This window comes from Pseudomonas cremoricolorata DSM 17059 = NBRC 16634 (genome assembly GCF_000425745.1).
In the GTDB taxonomy this organism is placed as follows: Bacteria; Pseudomonadota; Gammaproteobacteria; order Pseudomonadales; family Pseudomonadaceae; genus Aquipseudomonas; species Aquipseudomonas cremoricolorata.
The window spans coordinates 416,682-438,458 of sequence record NZ_KE384442.1 but is presented as its reverse complement, the minus strand read 5'-3'; the positions used below and the strand labels follow the sequence as shown (position 1 = coordinate 438,458).

Here is a 21,777-nt window from a genome sequence, read left to right as displayed (position 1 = left end):
TAGCACGCGGCCCGACAGGCCGCCGACCCTGTTCTGCGCCAGCCGCAAGGGCTCGGTTCGATGCCGCAGCCCGGCCTCGCGCACGTTTCGTGCCGACCACTCATCGCTTTAGGAATGTTGCATGTCCACCCCAACCGTCCGTGAACAATTTCTCGTCATCAGCGCCCTGGGCCCCAACCCGATGGAGCTGGCCAACATTCTGAGCCGCGCCGCCTTCGACAATCGCTGCGCGGTGGTCACCTCGCGCCTGAGCCGGCATGGCGAAACCAGCGCGCTGGTGCTGCAGGTCGGCGGCAACTGGGACGCCCTGGCGCGCCTGGAAACCACCCTGCCGGGCCTGGCGAAGAAACATGGCATGACCATCGATGTGGTGCGCAGCGCCGAGCAGGAGGTACGCCCCCAGGCCCTGCCCTACGTCGCCTACGTCAGCGCCGCCTACCGCCCGGACATCATCAACGAGCTGTGCCAGTTCTTCCTCGACCACCGTGTCGAGCTCGACGCCATGACCTGCGACACCTACCTGGCGCCGCAGACCGGCAGCAGCATGCTCAACGCCCAGTTCACCGTGATCCTGCCGGCCGGCACGCAGATCAGCTGGCTGCGCGACCAGTTCCTGGACTTCGCCGACGCCCTGAACCTGGATGCACTGATCGAACCGTGGCGTCCACAGAACCCTGTTTGAGGAAAGCCCCATGAGCGTTGCCATCGACCAGGCCGTGCCTGATTTCCAGGCCCAGGCCACCAGCGGCCAGAACGTCCACCTCGCCGAGCTCAAGGGCCAGCAGGTGGTGCTGTATTTCTACCCCAAGGACAGCACTCCGGGCTGCACCACCCAGGGCCAGGGCTTCCGTGACCAGGCCGCAGCCTTCGCGGCGGCCAACACCGTGGTGTTCGGCGTCTCGCGCGACGGCTTGAAATCCCATGAAAACTTCAAGGCCAAGCAGGGCTTCACCTTCGAGCTGATCAGCGACAAGGACGAAGCCCTGTGCCAGCTGTTCGATGTGATCAAGCTCAAGAAGCTCTATGGCAAGGAATACCTGGGCGTCGATCGCAGCACCTTCCTGATCGACAGCGACGGCGTGCTGCGTCAGCAATGGCGTGGCGTGAAAGTGCCCGGCCATGTCGATGCCGTGCTGGCCGCGGCCGAGGCGCTGAACAAGGCCTGACCGCCGCCTGGGGCGCCGCAGCTACAGCAGCGGCGCCACACTTCGCTCCTGCCGCGGCCAGGCATCGAGCACCGCCTTGAACAGCGTCGCCAGGGGAATGGCGAAGAAGATCCCCCAGAACCCCCACAACCCGCCAAACAGCAGCACGGCGCAGATGATCGCCACCGGGTGCAGGCTCACCGCCTCGGAAAACAGCAGCGGCACCAGCACGTTGCCGTCGAGCGCCTGGATGATCGCGTAGGTCACCATCAGGTAGATGAATTGATCGCCCCAGCCCCACTGGAACAGCGCGATCAGGGTCACCGGCACCGTCACCACCACCGCGCCGACATACGGCACCACCACCGACAGGCCCACCAGCAGGGCTAGCAAGGCGGCGTAGTTCAGGCCCAGGCTGATGAAGGCGATGTAGGTAGCGATACCGCAAATCAGAATTTCGATGCCCTTGCCGCGGATGTAATTGGCGATCTGCCGGTTCATCTCGTCGCCGACGCGGTTGAGCAAGGTGCGTTCACGGGGCAGATAGCCGACCACCCAGCGCGCGATCAGCTCACGGTCCTTGAGGAAGAAGAACACCAGAATCGGCACCAGCACCAGGTAGATCATGGCGCTGACCAGCAGCGGCAGGCTCGACAGGGAAAACCCCAGCGCCCACTGGCCGAACTTGCCGATTTCGCCGCGCACCGACTCGATGGCGCGCAGCACCTGCTCGTCCGACACCAGGTGCGGGTAGCGCTCAGGCAGCAACAGCAACAGCGACTGCCACTTGCCGAGCATGCCCGGCAGTTCGTTGAACAGGGTGATCAACTGATGCCAGAGCAGCGGCACCAGCACCAGCAGGAATACCGCCAGCGCGCCCATGAACAGGGTGAAGACCACTGCGACGGCCACCCCGCTCGGCACTCTGAAACGCTCCAGGGCGTTGACCAGGCCTTGCATGAGGAAGGCCAGCACCATGCCCGCCAGCACCGGCGCGAGCATGCCGCCAAAGGTCAGCACCACGGTGAAGGCAAGAAACAGCAGTACCGCCAGCACCACCGCCTGCTCGTCAGAGAAGTAGCGCTGCACCCAGCCGCGAAGCACGTTGAACATTACAGATCCTTGGAGAACTCAGGCCTTGCGCAGCCAGTAGGTGTAGACGCCAGCGTCGACCTGCTCGTCGACCAGGCTATGACCTGAGAGGCGGGCAAAGGTATGAAAGTCACGCTGGGAGCCGGCATCGGTGGCAATTACCTTGAGCACCGCGCCGCTGGCCAGGCCATTGAGGGCCATCTTCGCCTTGAGCAGCGGCAGCGGGCAGTTCAGCCCGCTGGCATCGAGTTCGGCAGCGTAGGTCAGGGATTCGCTCACGGGGTTCTCCACAGGGGCAGGACAGAGGGGCCGCCTAGGATAGCGCCACTGGTCGGCAGGGTGCGAGGCGGCTACAGTAGGAATCTTTCACTCCACGCGAGCCTACTGCATGAATCTACTGCGCCCCACCCTGCTGGCGCTGGCCTGTCTGCTGGCGGCGCCCGGCCAGGCCGACGATCTGCCGTCGCTGGGCGATGCCAGTTCCTCGATCGTCTCGCCCAAGCAGGAACATGATCTCGGCCGCGCCTGGCTGAGCTTGTTGCGGGGCAACGTCAAACAGCTGAACGACCCGCAGCTCAAGGATTACGTCGAGACCAGCGTGTACCGTCTGGCCGAAACCAGCCAGTTGCAGGACCGTCGCCTGGAGTTCGTGCTGATCGACAGCCGTGAACTCAACGCCTTCGCCGCGCCCGGCGGCATCGTCGGGGTCAATGGCGGGCTGTTCCTCAACGCCCAGACCGAAGGCGAGTACGCCTCGGTGCTGGCCCACGAACTGGCGCACTTGTCGCAGCGCCATTTCGCCCGCGGCGTCGAGGCTCAACAGCGCATGCAATTGCCGATGATGGCCGCGCTGCTGGCCGGTATCGTGTTGGCCGCAGGCGGCGGTGGCGACGCCGGTATCGGCCTGATCGCCGGCACCCAGGCTGCGGCGATTCAGGAGCAGCGGCGCTTCTCGCGGCAGAATGAGCAAGAGGCTGACCGCATTGGCATCCAGAACCTGGAAAAAGCCGGCTACGACCCGCGCAACATGCCCACCATGTTCGAGCGCCTGGCGCGCCAGTATCGCTACGACGGCAAGCCGCCGGAGTTCCTCCTGACTCACCCGGTGACCGAATCTCGGATCGCCGACACCCGCAACCGCGCCGATCAGGCGCCCAAAGGCGGCGTGGAAGACAGCCTGCGCTATCAACTGATTCGCGCGCGCGTGGCACTCACCTACGAGGGCACTCCGGGCCTGGCCGCCAAGCGCTTCCAGGCCCAGCTCGATGAAGACCCGACCCTGGACGCTGCGCGCTATGGCCTGGCTCTGGCGCAGATCAAGGGCGGCCGCCTCAACGAAGCGCGCGCCAACCTCAAGCCGCTGCTGGCCAAGGCGCCGAGCGACATCACCTACAACCTGGCGCAGATCGACCTGGAGATCACCAACAACCGCCTGGCCGAGGCCCAGCAGATAGTGGACCGCCTGCAGAGCCTGTACCCCGGCAACTACCCGTTGAATCAGGTGCGTGCCGACCTGCTGATCAAGCAGGGCAAGCCAGCCGAAGCGGAACGGGTGCTCGATGGGCTGCTGAAGAATCGCCCGCAGGACCCGGACGTCTGGTACGAAGTGGCTGAAGTGCGGGGGTTGTCAGGCAATACCATCGGCCTGCACCGGGCGCGGGCCGAGTACTTTACCCTGGTCGGCGATTTCGACCAGGCGATTCAGCAACTGGATTTTGCCAAGCGCCGCGCCGGCAGCAACTTCCCGCTGGCCGCGCAGATCGACCAGCGTCAGCGCGAGATCATGGACCAACAGCGCATGGTCAGGGACATGATGGGTCGCTAGTGAGCCTATCGGGGGCCGCGTTCAACCGGCCCCTTTCAACCTCGAATGACTGCTGACTCATCGGCTGTCAGACAGCCAACCCAGCGCCCGTTCAGGCATTGCCCGAGAGCTTCAGGCGCGCCGCCTGGGTGAAGTCCAGCATCCGCTGCAACGGCTTGACCGCCCGCGGAATCAGCGCCGGGTCTACGCTGATTTCGTTGCTGCCGGTGCGCAGGCAGTCGAGGGTGCGTTCGAGGGTATTCATCGCCATCCACGGGCAGTGCGCGCAGCTGCGGCACGCAGCGCCGTTGCCGGCAGTGGGGGCTTCGATGAAGGTCTTGTCGGGGCACAGTTGCTGCATCTTGTAGAAGATGCCGCGGTCGGTGGCGACGATGAAGGTGCTGTTCGGCAGGGTCTGCGCCGCCTTGATCAGCTGGCTGGTGGAGCCCACCGCATCGGCCAGTTCGATGACCGATTCCGGCGATTCCGGGTGCACCAGCACTGCAGCATCCGGGTACAGCGCCTTCATGTCGGCCAATTGCCGCGATTTGAATTCTTCGTGAACGATGCAGGCACCGTCCCACAGCAGCATGTCGGCGCCGGTCTGCTTCTGGATGTAGCGTCCCAGGTGCTGGTCGGGGCCCCAGATGAAGGTCTCACCGTTGTCCATCAGGCTCTCGACGATTTCCAGCGCGCAGCTGGAGGTCACCACCCAGTCAGCCCGCGCCTTGACTGCCGCCGAGGTGTTGGCATACACCACCACGGTGCGCTCGGGGTGCTGGTCGCAGAAGGCCGAGAACGCTTCCACCGGGCAGCCCAGGTCGAGCGAGCAGGTGGCTTCCAGGGTCGGCATGAGAATGCGCTTGTGCGGGGTGAGAATCTTCGCTGTTTCGCCCATGAAGCGAACCCCGGCCACCACGACCGTGTCGGCCTCGTGCTGCTTGCCGAAACGGGCCATTTCCAGCGAGTCGGAAACGCAGCCACCGGTTTCCTCGGCCAGGGCCTGGATCACCGGATCGCAATAGAAGTGCGCCACCAGTACAGCATTTTGCGCCTTGAGCTCGGCGGCGATGGCCGCGCGGTAGTCGGCTTCCTGCTCGGCCGTCAACGGCTGGGGCTGCTTGGCATCAAGGTGGGCTTGAACCAGGAGACGTTCGGAAATCTGGGTCATGATCACGGGACCTGCGAGCGCTCGTGCGCATCGATCGAGAGTAGCACCGCGTCCTGGCAGATCGGCTAAAGGTGCCGGACGGCGGGCCGTCGCGGCCCACCTGCGGGCGCGGATTGTTATCGGACGCCGAAGGCTACAGACAATCGGATCAATTCAAAAGCGATTTTTCCAGGGAGCCGGACACCCCGCAGCGCACTGGCCGGGGGCGTCGGCAGACGCTACGCACGGGCCTTGGCAGGCACCGTGCGCGCAGGCGGATCAGCGCTGTGGAACCAGCGCCTGGAGCATCATCAGGAACTCTTCGACGGTCATCTGCTTGCCGTTGAAGTCGACCTGGCCGGCCGCGTAGTCGAGGCTCGAGACCACATCATCACCCTGCACCGTGGCCAGCCCGCTCTGCACGGCCATCATGCCGAGCATTTCGCCGGCCTGGTTGGACTGCTGGGCAATCGCCTGGGCGTCGGTCTCGCCGCCGAGCAGTGCCTGCAGGGTGGCCAGGTCACCTACCATGGGCTTGGACACCGACAGCTTGCCACTGAGCTTGGCGATGATCTGCCGGGTCAGCTGGTCGGCCGGCAGGTCGAAGGACGCCGGATTGGCGAAATCGACATCGAGCTTGAAGTGGCTGGTGCCACGCGCGGTCTTGAACGACAGGTCTTCGATCGACGCGGTGGGCTTGGCCGCCAGCAACTTCTGCAGATCGCCGTGCACTTGAGCGCGCTCGGCATCGGTCATCTGAATCTCAGGCATCGCCTGGCCTTCGGCTGCTGCGGCCTGAATCTGCGGCATCTTGCTCTGATACCACTCACTCAACGCCAGGGTCGAGGGAATGTCGAGCGAGCGGAAGGTCATGACCGCCTGCCCGCTGCCGACCGCACGGTTGGCATAGGTGATGTCGGAGACCTTGTACTCCAGGCGCCCGCCCAGACGGTCCTTGCCCTCCAGGTTGTACAGGTTGTTCTGCTCGATGCCCTTGGCAACCAGCACGTCCTGCTTGGGCCCAAGGGTCGCCTGCAGTTGATCGAGGAACAGGTCGAGCTTGCCGACGTAGATTTTCTCGTAGTCGGTCTTGCTCAGGTCGCCACCGACCTTGAAGCCTTCGAGCACGAAGGTTGCCGGTGGACGATCACCGACGACCTTCACTTCCAGCCGGTCGAAGTTGCCGTGGATCTTCATGGCGTTGCCATCGCGATCGCCATCGACGTTCAGGGTCATGCCGGCGAAATCGAACAGGCCGCCATCATCCTGGGTGAACTTCAGCGGGGCGACGTGCGTTTCGGTGTCGATGCTGCCGCCGTACCCCAGCGTGCCCGTAGCGCTGACCGGCATCTTGCCGCCCGCTGCCTCGAACAGCGGCGCGAGCTGATCGGACTTCACCAGCTCGCTGTTGCTGACCGCCATGACCGGCAACAGCTTGAGCGACTTGACCCGGGTCCAGGGGAAAGGCCCGTGCTCGATATGATCGGTGGCACCCAGTTCGAAGTTGAGCGGCTCGCCCTGACCGATCTGCACATCCTTGATGACGATGCGGTAGCGCGCATCACTGGTGAACCAGTGTTGCTCGAGCGACACCAGCTCCATCGTCATGCTGCCGCCGGTGCCGGCAACAGCGTTCTTCAACTCGGCGTTGGCACGGGTGACCGCGTGCTCCAGCTCGCCCGGAATCTGCTTGCCGGTGAACCAGGCGCCGGCGGTAGTGATGGCGGCGATGGCAACGGCCAGACCGCAGAGAATACCTACTGATTTCTTCATGAATAGAACCGAATGCTGTCCATAGGGGCGACGCGGACGGCCGCGTGGACGGGAAGGATATCACCGTGAGTGGACGGTACAAGCGACCCGCTTCACGCCATCGAGTCAGCCCTGCACAGCCAGCATCATGGACCGTTCGCGCTGCCGCTGGTTCGCTGCCGCTAGTCAGCAGCCTGCGCACCCGCCATCATGCCCGCCTGCGATTTCTCCACGGATCTTCTGATGAGTGCACCCGCCCCTTGCCTGGCAGAGCCAGGCCGCTGCAAGCGCCTGAAGGCGGCCAGCAGCCGCGACCACGACAGCGTCGATGCGCAGGTCATGGCGGCGCGGCCCTTTGCCGACCTGCAACGCTATGCCTGCTTCCTACAGGTACAACACCGTTTTCATGGCAGTTTGCTCGGCCTCTACCACGACGCCGAACTCAACCGGCTACTGCCCGGGCTCGCCGAGCTGTCGCGTTTCGCTGCGGTGCGCGAGGATTTCAACGACTTGGGTCTGGCGTTGCCAGAGACACCGGCAGCCGTGCAGGCAGGTTCCGCCCACGCGCTGGGCTGGCTGTATTGCAGTGAGGGATCGAATCTGGGCGCGGCGTTTCTGTTCAAGCACAGTCAGCAACTGGGGCTGGATGCTTCACACGGCGCTCGGCACCTGGCTGCGCATCCCGAGGGTCGGGCGCTGCACTGGCGTGCGTTCGTTGAACAGATCGATGCTTTGCAACTGACCGAGCAGGAAGAGTTGCAGGCTCAGCAGGGGGCGATCGCAGCGTTCGACAGCTACCGCGCGCACCTGCACGCGGTATTCGACGCCCGTCGCTGACGGGGCTGGAGGGCAGCCCCATCGGCAATGGCTGGCAGCTTACTTGCCAGTCCACTCCTTGACGCGCTCTGGGTGTTTGGCAACCCAGTCTTTGGCAGCGGCATCAGGCTTGGCACCATTCTGGATGGCCAGCATCACTTCGCCGATCTCATCCTTGGACTGCCAGGAGAACTTCTTCAGGAACTCGGCCACTTCCGGCGCTTTGGTCGCCAGTTGCTTGCTGCCGATGTTGTTGACGGTTTCGGCTTCACCGAAGACTTTCTTCGGATCTTCGAGGAATTTCAGTTGCCACTTGGCGAACATCCAGTGCGGCACCCAGCCGGTCACGGCGATGGATTCTTTCTTCTCGTAGGCCTTGCCCAGCTCGGTGGTCATCGCCGCGCCGGAACTGGCTACCAGCTTGTAGCCGGTCAGGTCGTAGTCCTTGATCGCCTGGTCGGCCTTGATCATCACACCGGCACCTGCGTCGATGCCGACGATCTTCTGCTTGAAGCTGCTGTCGGTCTTGAGGTCGGCGATGCTGTTGGCCTTGACGTAGTCAGGCACGATCAGGCCGATCTTGGCGTCCTTGAAGTTAGGACCGTAATCAACCACCTTGTCCTTGTTCTTGGTCCAGTACTCACCGTGGGTGACTGGCAGCCAGGCCGACAGCGTCGCGTCGAGTTTGCCGGTCGCCACGCCCTGCCACATGATGCCTGCGGCGACAGCCTGGAGTTTTACGTCATAGCCCAGCTTTTGCTTGATCACTTCGGCGGCCACGTTGGAGGTCGCGACACTGTCGGACCAACCATCTACGTAGCCAATGCTCACTTCCTTGGCCATTGCTTGCGCAGTGCTCATGGCCAGTACCAGGGCCGTTCCCACACCCAGTAAACGTCGCATTTTCATCAAAGCATCCCCGCGTCAGGTCTTATTGAGGTTCCATCATCAACCTGCGACGAGCACAGACCTGCTCCAACTGCGACCTGCACAACCGCCATATGCGACAGCACTTCGCCATTAGCGCCATTTGCTCACACGGGTCTGCGCGATCCTTGCATGCCAAAGGATTGACGACGGGCTACTATCACTCGGCGTGCAGCTTCGACGCTGCACGTCATCTCGAATCAGCGCGTCCGGCGTCTTCGCCTGACCGCCCCCTGCCCTGCGCACTTGACGACGGAACGCCCGATGCCCCGCTCCACCCGCCTGCTTCTGCCTCTATATGCATTCGCCAGCATCGTCGCCCTGCTCGGGCTGTGGGGCCTGTGGTACGCACTGGGTCAGCCCGTGCGCCTGGCCGACGCCGCCAGCCCAACGCACAAGTTGCAATGCGCCTCGTACACGCCCTTCGACAAGGACCAGTCGCCGTTCGATCAACCCTTTCAACTGCGCCCGGCGCGCATGGATGCCGACCTGGCCCTGCTCGCCGAACGATTTCAGTGCATCCGCACCTATTCCATGACCGGTCTGGAGGCAATTCCGGCCCTGGCGCGCAAGCATGGCCTGAAAGTCATGCTCGGCGCCTGGGTCAACGCCAACGCCCAGGACACCGCGCGGGAAATCGACCTGCTGATCGCCTCGGCCAACGCCAACAGCGACGTAGTCAGCGCGGTGATCGTCGGCAACGAGGCGCTGCTGCGCAAGGAAATCACCGGCCGCGCGCTGGCCGAGGCGATCACCCGGGTCAAGGCTGGAGTGACGGTGCCGGTCACCTATGCCGATGTCTGGGAGTTCTGGCTGCAACACCCGGAAATCGCCCCGGCGGTAGACTTTCTGACCATTCACCTGCTGCCTTACTGGGAAGATCAACCGCGCGACATCGACGCTGCCTTGGCACACGTTGCCCAAGTGCATCAGCGTTTCGTCAAACGCTTCGCGCCCAAGCCGATCATGATCGGCGAGACCGGCTGGCCCAGTGAAGGTCGCCAGCGCGAAACCGCGGTGCCGAGCCGGGTCAACGAGGCGCGCTTCATCCGCGGCTTCGTCACCCAGGCCGAGGCACAAGGCTGGAACTACAACCTCATAGAAGCTTTCGACCAACCGTGGAAGCGCGCCAGCGAGGGCGCGGTGGGCGGTTACTGGGGCCTGTACGACGCCGACCGCCAGGACAAAGGCGTGCTCGAAGGCCCGGTCAGCAACCTGCCGCTGTGGCCGCAATGGGCGCTGTCGAGCAGCGTGCTGATGCTGCTGACGCTGTTGCTTGCCGGGCGCCCGCGCGATGCACTGTCTGCCGTCGGCCTGGCGCTGCTGGCAGCGCTCGGTGCCGGCTGCCTGGGACTGTGGGGGGAATTGCTACGCACCGATGCGCGCTTTGCCGCCGAGTGGTTGTGGGGAATCGCCCTGGGGCTGCTCAACCTGGCGTTTCTGGCGTATGCCGCATTGGCCTTCAGCCAGCGCGCCACCTGGCGACAACGGCTGTGGCTGATCGGGCAGCGGTATGGCGGCTGGCTGGTGCTGGCGGCAGGTTTCGCGGCAGCCGTGAGCATGCTCGGGCTGGTCTTCGATGCTCGCTATCGCAGTTTCCCCAGTGCCGCGCTGGCCTTGCCTGCGCTGCTGCTGTGCTTGCGCCCGCTGCCTGCGCCGCGGCGCGAAGTGGCGTTGCTGGCGAGCATCATCGGCGTCGGCATCGTCCCGCAGCTGTATCAGGAAGGGCTGCAAAGCCGGCAGGCGCTGATCTGGGCGGTGGTCAGCGGACTGATGGTCATGGCCCTGATGCGCTGCCTGCAGCTCACCCGCAAACACTGCGCCAAGGCTGCTTAACGCGGGGCGCGAACCAGGCGCAGGCCGCCCAGCACCACCGCAAACACCGCCAGGCTGGCGGTGTACAGCACCAGTGCCGGAATCCCCAGCAGCAGCGCCAGGCCACCGAGCAAGCGCCCACCACGCCCCCTGATCAGCTGCGCCAGTACGCCACTGCCCAGTGCCAGCCAGCCGAGGGTCTGGAAATGAATGGTCAAGCCCAGCCATGACCGCGCCTGGCACTGCCAGTAGGCGTCAGGGGTGCTGCAAAGGCCGACCCAGCGGGCATCTTCCATCAGCCCATAGCGCACGCCATAGCTGGCCGCCAACAGCAGGCCCAGGGCGAGTACGATGCTCAATACAGCAGTGGTCCGGGTCATCCGTGCCCTCCGGGCAGCGCAAGGTTCGACATCGATAGTGGCCATTTACAACATTGCTACAGACACAGCGCCAGCAGCCGGCTATGTTGCATGAAAAGCCGCTTGCCGTGCGATTGATCCGCACGGCAATCTTTTGGGCGATAAACAGCTGCGCGGGCTGGCAACTTTGCCCAGGCCGCAGCGGTCCTAGACGTGTACGAAATGTAGTTGCAGGCAGCCAGAGGGGCCAGAGAGGTCGCCGCGAAGCTCGCGACGTGCGGGTATCGCCCAGCACTGGACCATCTTGCAGACGGCCCCTGTCCGTTTTGCCCGCCTTGCCGGCGCCCAGACACATTTCCTGCACACTCTAACAACGCAACGCCTTGCTGCTCTTCCCTGGGGACACCTGATGCTTCGATCATTGCGCCTTGCCGCCGTGCTGTGCGGTTCGCTCCTGGCTGCGGCCGCCTCGGCGCGGGACATCGACGCGGCCAGCTACGGCTTTCCGCTGACCAACCCGTTCGAGGCGACCATCGCCACAACACCACCTGAACACCGTCCGACGCTGCCCAGCGACGATGACATCAATCAGAAAGACTACAGCCTGACCATGCGCCCAGAGCGCGCCTTCACCCTGCCGGACAACTTCTGGCCGGTGAAAAAGCTCAAGTACCGCATGGCCCGCCAGGACCACGCCGCGCCGCTGATCTTCATCATCGCCGGCACCGGCGCGCCGTATTCCTCGAGCATCAACGAATACCTGAAGAAGCTCTATTACCAAGCCGGCTACCACGTGGTGCAGTTGTCTTCGCCGACCAGCTGGGACTTCATGAGCGCCGCCTCGCGCTTCGCAACCCCCGGGGTGAGCCAGGAAGACGCCGAAGACCTGTACCGGGTCATGCAGGCGGTACGCGCCCAGCATGCGCGCCTGCCGATCAGCGATTTCTACCTCACCGGCTACAGCCTCGGCGCGCTGGATGCGGCCTTCGTCAGCAAGCTCGACGAGACCCGGCGCAGCTTCAACTTCAAGAAAGTGCTGCTGCTCAACCCGCCGGTGAACCTCTACACCTCGGTGAACAACCTCGACAAACTGGTGCAGACCAGCGTCAAGGGCATCGACCGCAGCACCACCTTCTATGAACTGATGCTGGAAAAGCTCACCCGCTACTTCCAGGACAAGGGCTACGTCGACCTCAACGAAGCCTTGATCTACGACTTCCAAAAGTCGCGTCAGCACCTGACCAACGAACAGATGGCGATGCTCATCGGCACCTCGTTCCGCTTCTCGGCCGCCGACATCACCTTCACCTCCGACCTGATCAACCGCCGTGGCCTGATCATTCCACCCAAGTACCCGATCACCGAAGGCAGCAGCCTCACGCCGTTCTTCAAGCGCGCCCTGCAGTGCGATTTCGAGTGTTACCTGAACGAGCAGGTACTGCCCATGTGGCGTGCGCGAACCGATGGCAACAGCCTGCTGCAACTGGTCGACCAGGTCAGCCTGTACGCCCTGAAAGACTACCTGCACGACTCGCCGAAGATCGCCGTGATGCACAACGCCGACGACGTCATCCTAGGCCCGGGCGACCTGGGCTTCCTGCGCCAGGTGTTCGGCGACCGCCTGACCCTCTACCCACACGGCGGCCATTGCGGCAACCTCAACTACCGTGTCAATGCCAACGACATGCTGGAGTTCTTCCGTGGCTAATCGACTGCTGATCATCACCGCCCTGTTGCTGGCAGGCACCGTCCAGGCAGCGGAAGTCGCACCGCGTACCAGCGTGGTCGAAGCCGACGTGTTCGACGCGCCCGAGCCGCAGCCCACCGCCGGCCCGGATGGTTTCCTCAACCCGCTGCGCGAACTGAAATTCAACCCAGGCCTGGATCAGCGCGAGTTCGAGCGCTCGACCCTGACCGCGCTCAACGTCTACGACCCTTGGGAGTCGATCAACCGGCGCGTCTACCACTTCAACTATCGCCTCGACCAATGGGTGCTGCTGCCTGCGGTCGATGGCTACCGCTACGTCACCCCGCGCTTCATTCGCAGCGGCGTGACGCACTTCTTCGAAAACCTAGGTGACGTGTCGAACCTGTTCAACAGCGTGCTGCAGCTCAAGGGTGAACGCGCCGGGCAGATCACCGCACGCCTGCTGTTCAACACCATCATTGGCGTCGGCGGCCTGTGGGACCCGGCGAGCAAGATGGGCCTGGCCCGCCAGAACGAAGATTTCGGCCAGACCCTGGGCTTCTACGGCGTGCCGGAAGGCCCGTACATCATGCTGCCGCTGTTCGGCCCGTCGAACCTGCGCGATACCACCGGGCGAGTGGTGGACTATGTCGGCGAGCAATCGGTCAACTACCTCAACGTTGCCGACGCCAGCAGCCGTCATCCGGAAATCTTCGCATTGCGCGCTCTGGACAAGCGCTACACCACCAACTTCCGCTACGGCCAGCTGAACTCGCCGTTCGAGTACGAGAAGGTGCGCTACGTCTACACCCAGTCGCGCAAACTGCAGATCGCCGAGTAATCGCCTGCCCTGCCGCGACGCCAACCGCCCGGGTTCGCGTCGCGGTCCAGCCTGTTCAGCGGCGGCGCTTGTCGTACAGCGGCGCTGCCCCTTCGGGACGTGACTTGAAGCGCCGATGGGCCCACAGGTACTGCTCCGGACACTCGCTCAACACCCCTTCCACCCACTGGTTGATGCGCAGGCAGTCGGCCTCTTCACTCTCGCCCGGAAAACCCTCGAGCGGCGGATGCACCACCAGTCGATAGCCACTGCCATCGGCCAGACGACGCTGGGTGAAGGGAATGACCCGCGCCTTGCCCAGACGCGCGAACTTGGTGGTGGCAGTGACGGTGGCGGCAGGAATACCGAACAGCGGTACGAACAGACTCTGCTTGGCGCCGTAGTCCTGATCGGGCGCGTACCAGATCGCCCGGCCGGCACGCAGCAGCTTGAGCATGCCGCGTACGTCTTCGCGCTCTACCGCAAGCGCATCGAGGTTGTGCCGCTCGCGGCCACGGCGCTGGATGAAGTCGAACACGGCATTGTTGTGCTCGCGGTACATGCCGTCGATGGTGTGCGCCTGACCGAGCAAGGCTGCGCCGATTTCCAGGGTGGTGAAGTGCACCGCCATGAGGATCGCGCCCTGGCCATCGCGCTGAGCGGCCTGCAAATGCTCCAGCCCCTCGATGTGCGCCAGTCGCGCCAGACGTGCCTTGGGCCACCACCAGCTCATGGCCATCTCGAAGAAAGCGATACCGGTGGAGGCGAAGTTCTCTTTGAGCAAATGCTGCCGTTCGTCGGCGGACAACTGTGGGAAGCACAGCTCCAGATTGCGTTCAGCGACGCGGCGACGGTCGCCAGCCAGGCGATACATGATGGCGCCCAGGCCACGGCCCAGACTCAGCAGGGTGCGATACGGCAACTGCACGACCAGCCACAGCACGCCCAACCCCAGCCACAGGGCCCAGAAGCGCGGATGAAGAAAGGCTTTACGAAAACGCGGGCGTTCCATTGAAACTCCGGCAAGACAAAGGCCGGGCATTCTACAACCTTTGGCCGCAGGTTGCGGGCCATCGCAGTTTCTCGCTATAAGTCAGGGCACTTTTTCCGCAACAAGCCGTCTATGCAGACCATGAGCCCGAACCCGCCCCACGACACCTCCACCGTATTCCAGCTAAAAGGCAGCATGCTTGCCATTACTGTGCTGGAACTGGCGCGCAATGACTTGGATGAACTTGACCGGCAATTGGCGGCAAAGGTAGCCCTGGCGCCGAACTTCTTCAGTAATACGCCACTGGTATTGGCCCTGGATAAATTACCGGCCACCGCAGGCGTTCTGGATTTGCCGGCATTGATGCGTATCTGCCGTCATCATGGCCTGCGCACCCTGGCCCTGCGCGCCAGCCGCATCGAAGACATCGCCGCGGCCATCGCCATCGACCTGCCGGTGCTGCCACCCTCGGGGGCCCGCGAACGGCCCATCGAGCCCGAGCCGGAAGTGAAAAAGCCCGAGCCGGCACCGCTGCCACCCGCCGAGCCTGAGATCCGCCCGACGCGGATCATCACCGCGCCGGTGCGCGGCGGCCAGCAAATCTACGCCCAGGGCGGCGACCTGGTGGTGACCACCTCGGTCAGCCCAGGCGCCGAACTGCTCGCCGACGGCAACATCCATGTGTATGGCGCCATGCGTGGCCGTGCGCTGGCCGGCATCAAGGGCAATACCCGCGCGCGAATCTTCTGCCAGCAAATGACTGCCGAAATGGTCTCCATCGCCGGCCAATACAAAGTCAGCGAAGACTTGCGCCGCGATCCATTGTGGGGCTCCGGGGTGCAAGTCAGCTTGTCTGGAGATGTGTTGAACATCACACGACTTTGATTGATACTTGCCGGCATTTTCAACGAACAATCTATATAGCAACTTATTTCATGGTTGCCATTTTTGTGTATTTGCTGGGACACCTGTCCCGTTTATTTAGGGGTGAGATACCTTGTCCAAAATTATCGTGGTGACTTCCGGCAAAGGGGGTGTGGGCAAGACCACCACCAGCGCCGCCATCGGTACCGGCCTCGCGATGCGTGGATTCAAGACCGTCATCGTCGACTTCGACGTCGGCCTGCGTAACCTCGACCTGATCATGGGCTGCGAGCGCCGCGTGGTGTACGACTTCGTCAACGTCGTCAACAACGAAGCCAACCTGCAGCAGGCACTGATCAAGGACAAACGCCTTGAAAACCTGTTCATCCTCGCCGCGAGCCAGACCCGCGACAAGGATGCCCTGACCCAGGAAGGCGTCGAGCGTGTGCTCAACGAGTTGAAGAACACCTTCGACTACGTCATCTGCGACTCCCCGGCCGGTATCGAAAAGGGTGCGCACCTGGCGATGTATTTCGCCGACGAAGCCATCGTGGTGACCAACCCGGAAGTCTCTTCGGTACGCGACTCCGACCGCATGCTCGGCCTGCTCTCGAGCAAGTCGCGCCGCTCGGAAAACGGCGAAGATCCGATCAAGGAACACCTGCTGATCACCCGCTACCACCCCGAGCGCGTGGAAAAGGGCGAAATGCTCAGCGTCGCGGACGTCGAGGAAATCCTCTCGATCAAGCTCAAGGGCGTGATTCCTGAATCCCAGGCCGTGCTCAAGGCTTCCAACAGCGGCAACCCGGTCATCCTCGACGACCAGAGCGATGCCGGCCAGGCCTATAGCGATACCGTCGACCGTCTGCTGGGCAAAGAAAAGCCTTTGCGGTTCATCGAAGCGCAGAAGCAAGGATTCTTCGCGCGCCTGTTTGGAGGCAAATAGACCATGAACCTTTTTGACTTCTTTCGTGGCAGACAGAAAACCGCCAGCGCGTCGGTAGCGAAAGAGCGTCTACAGATCATCGTGGCGCACGAGCGTGGCCAGCGCAGCACCCCGGATTACTTGCCTGCCATGCAGCAAGAGCTGCTGGAAGTGATCCGCAAATACGTCAACATCGGCAACGATGATGTGCAGGTGGCTCTGGAGAACCAGGGCAGTTGCTCGATTCTGGAATTGAACATCACCCTGCCTGATCGTTGATCGGCCCCTGAAGAGCGGCACCGCGCCGCTCCGCAGCCCACTTTCCTGAACCCGGTGCCGACAGTGGCACGCGAGCAGGTATAGTGGCGAGCTGTCGGAGCGGCGCGGTGCCGCTCTTTTTCGTTCGTGCCCGCCTGCCCATGCGGCTGGCCCCTGCCGAGAGTCTGCAATGCCGCTGTCGAATGTCCAGATCCTTTACCAGGATGCCGCCATCCTGGTGATCAACAAGCCCACGTTGCTGCTGTCGGTGCCAGGGCGTGCCGATGACAACAAGGACTGCCTGATCACCCGCCTGCAGGAAAATGGCTATCCCGATGCGCTGATCGTGCATCGGCTGGACTGGGAGACTTCCGGCATCATCCTGCTGGCGCGCGACGCCGATAGCCACCGCGAACTGTCCCGACAGTTTCATGATCGCGAAACCGAAAAGGCCTACACCGCGCTGTGCTGGGGGCAACCGAGCCTAGACAGCGGCAGCATCGACCTGCCGCTGCGCTACGACCCGCCGACCAAACCACGCCATGTGGTCGATCACGAGCAGGGCAAGCATGCCCTGACCTTCTGGCGCATCCTCGAGCGCTGTGGCGACCACTGCCGGGTAGAGCTGACCCCGATCACCGGTCGCTCGCACCAATTGCGTGTCCATATGCTCTCTATCGGCCACCCGCTGCTGGGCGACCGCCTGTATGCGAACCCCGAAGCGCTGGCCGCCCATGAGCGGCTGTGCCTGCACGCCAGCATGCTCAGTTTCACGCATCCGCGCAGCGGTGAGCGGCTGCGCTTCGAGTGCCCTGCCCCGTTCTGAGTTGCCACGACAAGCCGGCGCATGCAGACGCCGGCTTGATTTCAGGGACGTTTCACACAAGGAAGTTACCGATGTCACCCTTCATGATCGATCTATTGCCCATCGTCGCCGGTCTGCTGCTGCTGACCCTCGGCTTCAGTCTGCGCGAGCGCAACAGCGGCGTGCTGATGATGTGGATCGGCACCATTGCAGTGTTCGGCACGGCCTGCTGGAAGATCCTCGAGAAACTGGCCTGAAAAATCTCTACACTCGGGCAGTCGTTCATCCCGAGGTCGTTTTTCCAGTGCCAGCTCTTCTGCGTTGCCTGACCCTGCTGCTGTTGCTGTTCGTCGTTCCGGCCCAGGCGGCCGGGTTGCCTGGCCTGCTGGGGTCGAGCAGCAGCTCGCAGCAACCCGAGGCCAGCGAGCCTTTGGGCAAGTCCCTCGACGAGGTGATCAAGAACCTTGAGAACGACCAGCAACGGGCCAAGCTGCTGGCTGACCTGAAGAAGCTACGCGATGCGTCGCGCCAGTCGCAGCCTACCGTCGAGCAAGGCGTGCTGGGGCTGATCTCGGGCGCGCTGCATGATTTCGAAGAGCAGTTCAGCGGCGACTCCAGCCCCTTCGTGCGCTGGTCGGAAGAATTCCGCCAGGCCAAGGGCGAGCTGATCGACCGGGTGGTACCGGTGCAGCAATGGCCGGCCATTCTGTTTGGCTTCGCCGCAGTGATCGCGGTGTGGAGCTTGCTGGCGTTCGCCTTCAACTGGATCAGCCACCGCGTGCGCCTGCGCTTTGGCCTGAGCGAGGAACTGCCCCAGCACCCACGCACCTGGGACCTGGTGCGTTTTGCCCTGCGCAAGCTCGGTCCGTGGCTGGTGGCGCTGATCTTCACGGTTTACCTGAGTTTCGTCTTGCCGCCATCACTGGGCAAGTCGCTGGCGATGGTGCTGGCCTATGCGCTGGTGGTCGGCACCTGCTTCTCGGCGATCTGCGTGATCGCCTTCTCCCTGCTCGACGGCCCGCACCGCCACCGCGCGCTGCACATCCTGCGTCATCGCGCCTTCAACCCGCTGTGGCTGATCGGCAGCTTCGCCGCGTTCGGCGAGGCCATGAGCGATCCACGCCTGACCAGCGCCCTGGGCGTGCACCTGGCGCACTCCATCGCCACGGTGGCCAATGTCCTCGCGGCATTGTGCACAGGGCTGTTCATCCTGCGCTTCCGCCGCCCGATCGCTCACCTGATCCGCAACCAGCCGCTGTCGCGGCGCCTGACCCGGCGCACACTGAGCGACACCATCGAGGTGCTGGGCAGTTTCTGGTATGTGCCGGCGCTGGTGCTGGTGGCGATTTCGCTGTTCGCCACCTTCGTCTCAGCCGGCGACACCAGCACCGCGCTGCGCCAGTCGCTGATGTGCACGGTGCTGGTGGTGGTGTGCATGGTGCTCAACGGCCTGGTGCGTCGCCACGCGGCGAAAACCGCACTCAACGCGCGGCGTCACGCGGCCTACGCCGAGCGCCTGCAGAACTTCGGCTATGCCCTGGCGCACCTGTTCATCTGGCTGTTGTTCATCGAACTGGGTCTGCGCGTCTGGGGCCTGTCGATGATTCGCTTCGCAGAAGGCGATGGCCACGACATCAGCATGCGCCTGCTGGGCCTGATCAGCACCTTGGTCGTCGCCTGGCTGGTCTGGATTCTTGCCGACACCGCCGTGCACCACGCCCTGGTGCGCTCGCGCCGCGGCATGGCCAACGCCCGCGCGCAGACGATGATGCCGCTGATCCGCAACGTGCTGTTCGTGGCCATCGCCATCATCGCGCTGATCGTCGCCCTGGCCAACATGGGCATGAACGTCACCCCGCTGCTCGCCGGTGCCGGTGTCATCGGCCTGGCGATCGGTTTCGGTGCGCAATCGCTGGTGGCCGACCTGATCACCGGTCTGTTCATCATCATCGAGGACTCGCTGGCGATCGACGACTACGTGGATGTCGGCGGTCACCTCGGTACGGTCGAAGGCCTGACTATCCGCACCGTGCGCCTGCGCGACATCGACGGCATCGTGCATACCATTCCGTTCAGCGAGATCAAGAGCATCAAGAACTACTCGCGCGAATTCGGCTACGCGATTTTCCGCATCGCCATCCCCCACAGCATGAGCATCGACGCAGCGATGACGCTGATCCGTGAAGTCGGACAGAAGATGCGCAACGACCCGTTGATGCGCCGCAATATCTGGTCGCCGCTGGAATTCCAGGGTGTGGAGAGTTTCGAGTCGGGGGCGGCGGTGCTGCGTGCGCGCTTCAAGACCGCGCCGATCAAGCAGTGGGAAGTGTCACGCGCATTCAACCTGGCGCTCAAGCGCCAGCTCGACGAACAAGGCCTGGACCTCGCCACGCCGCGCCTTTCCGTGCAGGTGGTCACGGCGGCGGGCGGCAAGCCGTCCGAGCCAATGCCGGCAGCCGCGACGGAGTGACCTCGGCGCGGATGCGAATCGCATCGTGCCGCCAGTACTCCAAGTCACAGTCGATCAGGCGCCCGTGCTGGTCACTGTTGCTGCGCAGCACGTGCAGCCCGGCGCTGCCGCTGGACACGCGCAGGGCGCTGGCAGCTGCGGCGGGCAAGGCGGTGGGCAGGATTTCAAAGCCGACCTGACCATAGAAAATGCCGTACTCGCTGGCGTACAGGCGGGTCAGCGACTGACTGAGGTCCAGTTGCAGAATGCCTGGAAAATAACGCGGGTTGAGGTAGTGCTCGGCGTACAGCACCGCGCGACCATCGATGCGCCGCACCCGGCAGATACGCACCACGCTGGACAGCGCCGGCAATTGCAGGTGCGCGCAGATCAGCGCCGAGGCCGGCTGCAGGCAGGCTGAAAGCAGTTGCGTGGCCGGGCTGCGCCCTTGCGCACAAACCATCGCGTGGAAATGGCTGCGCTCGATCAGGTCGTAGGTCAGCCGCGCCGGCGAGACGAACCAGCCACGACGCTCTTCCCGATAGATCAGGCCCAGGGCTTCCAGTTGCACCAGCGCTTCACGCAGGGTGATCCGCGTGGTGGCGAACACCTCACTGAGGGTGCGCTCGCCGGGCAATCGACTGCCCGGCGCCAGCAGGCCGTGTTCGATCTGCTCCTGCAGGGCGTGGCAGATGGCTGTTACCGCGCGCGGTGGCGTCGACTGCATGACAGGTTACCTTTCTGGACTAGTCCAACGCACCTGAACAGGGCACCGGCTCAAGCCAGCAGCCTAAGCAGCGGCCATGACCGTGCTGTGACAGTCCTGCTTGCCATGCGCACGTGCGTGCCTGCCGAGCCGCCATTGCCCAGCGCCGCTTGGTCTACGCTCTAACCCCAGGGCAGCGGTGGAGCACACCGCCCCCTCCGGCTACATCAAATTGTCACGCAAGCGGCCTACCTTGGCTCGGGAGTTGCTGACCTAGACCAACCTGTTCGCAAGCACGCTTTCCTTTACCCAATCGAATGCACGGCATCCCTATAAAGGAGCTTCGGATGAAACAGTTCTTCATGGCCTCACTGCTGGGCGCGAGCATCGCCCTGTGTACTTCGGCGATGGCCGCTGATACCGATTTGAAAACCCTGGAGGACGCGGCCCGCAAGGAAGGCGTCATCAACAGCGTGGGCATGCCCGATGCCTGGGCCAACTGGAAAGGCACCTGGAACGACCTGGCGCAGAAGTACGGTCTCAAGCACAGCGACACCGACATGAGCTCGGCCCAGGAAATCGCCAAGTTCGAAGCCGAGAAAGACAACGCCAGCGCCGATATCGGTGACGTCGGGGCGGCATTCGGCCCCATCGCCCTGGCCAAGGGCGTGACCCAGCCCTACAAGCCAAGCACCTGGGAACAGATCCCGACCTGGGCCAAGGACCAAGACGGTCACTGGGCCCTGGCCTACACCGGCACCATCGCCTTCATCATCAACAAGGACCTGGTCAAGGAAGAAGACCGGCCCAAGACCTGGCATGACCTGGAGCGTGGCAAGTACAAGGTCGCCATCGGCGACGTCGGCACCGCCGCCCAGGCCGCCAACGGCGTCCTGGCTGCTGCCATCGCCTACAAGGGTGACGAGAGCAACGTCGAGCCGGGCCTGCAACTGTTCACCAAGCTGGCTCAGCAAAAGCGCCTGTCACTGGCCAACCCAACCATCCAGACCCTGGAAAAAGGCGAGGTGGAAGTCGGCGTGGTATGGGACTTCAACGGCCTGAGCTACCGCGAGCAGATCGATCCGAAGCGCTTCGAAGTGCTGATTCCTTCCGACGGCTCGATCACCTCCGGCTACACCACGCTGATCAACAAGTACGCCAAGCACCCCAACGCTGCCAAGCTGACCCGCGAGTACATCTTCAGCGATGCCGGGCAGATCAACCTGGCCAACGGCCACGCCCGGCCGATCCGCGCCGAGCACCTGAAACTGCCTGCCGAGGTCCAGGCCAAACTGCTGCCCAACGAGCAGTACGCGCCGGCCCAGCCGATCAAGAACGCCGACGCCTGGGAGCGCACCTCCAAAGCCCTGCCGCAGAAGTGGCAAGAGCAGGTCATCATCGAAATGGAGTAA

Annotated in this window: 22 protein-coding genes; 14 read left to right on the top strand and 8 right to left on the bottom strand. The window is 63.6% G+C overall.

Going from position 1 to position 21,777, the window contains the following annotated elements; translation table 11 throughout:
• Positions 1-121: 121 nt before the first annotated feature.
• Together H618_RS0120925 and H618_RS0120920 are read left to right on the top strand one after the other, a co-directional pair.
• Positions 122-682: a glycine cleavage system transcriptional repressor gene (locus H618_RS0120925; protein ID WP_028696915.1), complete on the top strand. Its 561-nt coding sequence runs from the start codon at positions 122-124 to the stop codon at positions 680-682.
• 10 nt (positions 683-692) lie between these two features.
• Complete coding sequence (locus H618_RS0120920; RefSeq protein WP_028696914.1) at positions 693-1,166, top strand: peroxiredoxin; 474 nt, start codon at positions 693-695, stop codon at positions 1,164-1,166.
• 21 nt (positions 1,167-1,187) lie between these two features.
• Here the strand turns inward: H618_RS0120920 and H618_RS0120915 are convergent, their stop codons facing one another.
• Both H618_RS0120915 and H618_RS0120910 read right to left on the bottom strand, forming a co-directional pair.
• The gene (locus tag H618_RS0120915; protein ID WP_028696913.1) at positions 1,188-2,258 is read right to left on the bottom strand and encodes an AI-2E family transporter; all 1,071 of its coding nucleotides are present in this window, start codon (positions 2,256-2,258) and stop codon (positions 1,188-1,190) included.
• Positions 2,259-2,276: 18 nt separating this feature from the next.
• Positions 2,277-2,516: a sulfurtransferase TusA family protein gene (locus tag H618_RS0120910; protein ID WP_028696912.1), complete on the bottom strand. Its 240-nt coding sequence runs from the start codon at positions 2,514-2,516 to the stop codon at positions 2,277-2,279.
• A 109-nt stretch (positions 2,517-2,625) separates the two neighbouring features.
• On the opposite strand from H618_RS0120910, the gene H618_RS0120905 reads away from it, so the two are divergent.
• The gene (locus H618_RS0120905) at positions 2,626-4,062 is read left to right on the top strand and encodes a M48 family metalloprotease (RefSeq protein WP_028696911.1); all 1,437 of its coding nucleotides are present in this window, start codon (positions 2,626-2,628) and stop codon (positions 4,060-4,062) included.
• A gap of 91 nt (positions 4,063-4,153) precedes the next feature.
• On the opposite strand, the gene nadA is transcribed toward H618_RS0120905, so the two are convergent.
• The gene (gene nadA, locus H618_RS0120900) at positions 4,154-5,212 is read right to left on the bottom strand and encodes a quinolinate synthase NadA (protein WP_028696910.1); all 1,059 of its coding nucleotides are present in this window, start codon (positions 5,210-5,212) and stop codon (positions 4,154-4,156) included.
• 258 nt (positions 5,213-5,470) lie between these two features.
• Entirely contained in the window at positions 5,471-6,964 is a 1,494-nt protein-coding gene (locus H618_RS0120895; RefSeq protein ID WP_028696909.1) for a YdgA family protein, read from the bottom strand.
• Between the two features lie 222 nt (positions 6,965-7,186).
• Here H618_RS0120895 and H618_RS0120890 point away from each other — a divergent pair, with 222 nt between their 5' ends.
• A complete protein-coding gene (locus tag H618_RS0120890; RefSeq protein WP_028696908.1) occupies positions 7,187-7,780 on the top strand; it encodes a biliverdin-producing heme oxygenase in 594 nt (197 codons plus the stop codon).
• A gap of 39 nt (positions 7,781-7,819) precedes the next feature.
• Here H618_RS0120890 and H618_RS0120885 read toward each other — a convergent pair whose 3' ends face one another.
• Complete coding sequence (locus H618_RS0120885) at positions 7,820-8,668, bottom strand: glycine betaine ABC transporter substrate-binding protein (RefSeq protein WP_028696907.1); 849 nt, start codon at positions 8,666-8,668, stop codon at positions 7,820-7,822.
• 282 nt (positions 8,669-8,950) lie between these two features.
• On the opposite strand from H618_RS0120885, the gene H618_RS0120880 reads away from it, so the two are divergent.
• Positions 8,951-10,522 carry a glycoside hydrolase family 17 protein gene (locus tag H618_RS0120880; protein ID WP_028696906.1) on the top strand — a complete coding sequence of 524 codons (1,572 nt, stop codon included), beginning with the start codon at positions 8,951-8,953 and terminating at the stop codon, positions 10,520-10,522.
• Here H618_RS0120880 and H618_RS0120875 read toward each other — a convergent pair.
• Positions 10,519-10,881, bottom strand: a complete 363-nt coding sequence (locus H618_RS0120875) for a hypothetical protein (RefSeq protein ID WP_028696905.1) — start codon at positions 10,879-10,881, stop codon at positions 10,519-10,521. The two genes, H618_RS0120880 and H618_RS0120875, sit on opposite strands and share 4 nt — an antisense overlap.
• 388 nt (positions 10,882-11,269) lie before the next feature.
• Here H618_RS0120875 and H618_RS0120870 point away from each other — a divergent pair, with 388 nt between their 5' ends.
• Both H618_RS0120870 and H618_RS0120865 read left to right on the top strand, forming a co-directional pair.
• Complete coding sequence (locus H618_RS0120870; RefSeq protein WP_028696904.1) at positions 11,270-12,568, top strand: serine/threonine protein kinase; 1,299 nt, start codon at positions 11,270-11,272, stop codon at positions 12,566-12,568.
• Positions 12,561-13,388: an MlaA family lipoprotein gene (locus H618_RS0120865; RefSeq protein WP_028696903.1), complete on the top strand. Its 828-nt coding sequence runs from the start codon at positions 12,561-12,563 to the stop codon at positions 13,386-13,388. The genes H618_RS0120870 and H618_RS0120865 overlap by 8 nt, the downstream gene beginning before the upstream one ends.
• 55 nt (positions 13,389-13,443) lie before the next feature.
• Here H618_RS0120865 and H618_RS0120860 read toward each other — a convergent pair whose 3' ends face one another.
• A complete protein-coding gene (locus H618_RS0120860; protein ID WP_028696902.1) occupies positions 13,444-14,379 on the bottom strand; it encodes a lipid A biosynthesis lauroyl acyltransferase in 936 nt (311 codons plus the stop codon).
• Between the two features lie 111 nt (positions 14,380-14,490).
• Between H618_RS0120860 and minC the strand changes: the two genes are divergently transcribed.
• The 6 genes from minC to H618_RS0120830 all read left to right on the top strand — a co-directional run bounded on the left by minC (position 14,491) and on the right by H618_RS0120830 (position 19,680).
• Complete coding sequence (gene minC / locus H618_RS0120855) at positions 14,491-15,243, top strand: septum site-determining protein MinC (protein WP_028696901.1); 753 nt, start codon at positions 14,491-14,493, stop codon at positions 15,241-15,243.
• 112 nt (positions 15,244-15,355) lie between these two features.
• Complete coding sequence (gene minD / locus H618_RS0120850) at positions 15,356-16,168, top strand: septum site-determining protein MinD (RefSeq protein ID WP_028696900.1); 813 nt, start codon at positions 15,356-15,358, stop codon at positions 16,166-16,168.
• A gap of 3 nt (positions 16,169-16,171) precedes the next feature.
• On the top strand, positions 16,172-16,426 hold the full coding sequence (gene minE / locus H618_RS0120845; RefSeq protein WP_028696899.1) for a cell division topological specificity factor MinE: 255 nt from the start codon (positions 16,172-16,174) through the stop codon (positions 16,424-16,426).
• Between the two features lie 169 nt (positions 16,427-16,595).
• On the top strand, positions 16,596-17,231 hold the full coding sequence (locus H618_RS0120840; RefSeq protein WP_028696898.1) for an RluA family pseudouridine synthase: 636 nt from the start codon (positions 16,596-16,598) through the stop codon (positions 17,229-17,231).
• Between the two features lie 71 nt (positions 17,232-17,302).
• Positions 17,303-17,467: a hypothetical protein gene (locus H618_RS22980; RefSeq protein ID WP_169338842.1), complete on the top strand. Its 165-nt coding sequence runs from the start codon at positions 17,303-17,305 to the stop codon at positions 17,465-17,467.
• Between the two features lie 47 nt (positions 17,468-17,514).
• Positions 17,515-19,680, top strand: coding sequence for a mechanosensitive ion channel family protein (locus tag H618_RS0120830; protein WP_028696897.1), 2,166 nt, complete (start codon positions 17,515-17,517; stop codon positions 19,678-19,680).
• On the opposite strand, the gene H618_RS22030 is transcribed toward H618_RS0120830, so the two are convergent.
• Positions 19,625-20,386, bottom strand: coding sequence for a UTRA domain-containing protein (locus H618_RS22030; RefSeq protein ID WP_050577374.1), 762 nt, complete (start codon positions 20,384-20,386; stop codon positions 19,625-19,627). The genes H618_RS0120830 and H618_RS22030 overlap by 56 nt on opposite strands.
• Before the next feature lie 326 nt (positions 20,387-20,712).
• On the opposite strand from H618_RS22030, the gene H618_RS0120820 reads away from it, so the two are divergent.
• On the top strand, positions 20,713-21,777 hold the full coding sequence (locus H618_RS0120820) for an ABC transporter substrate-binding protein (protein ID WP_028696896.1): 1,065 nt from the start codon (positions 20,713-20,715) through the stop codon (positions 21,775-21,777).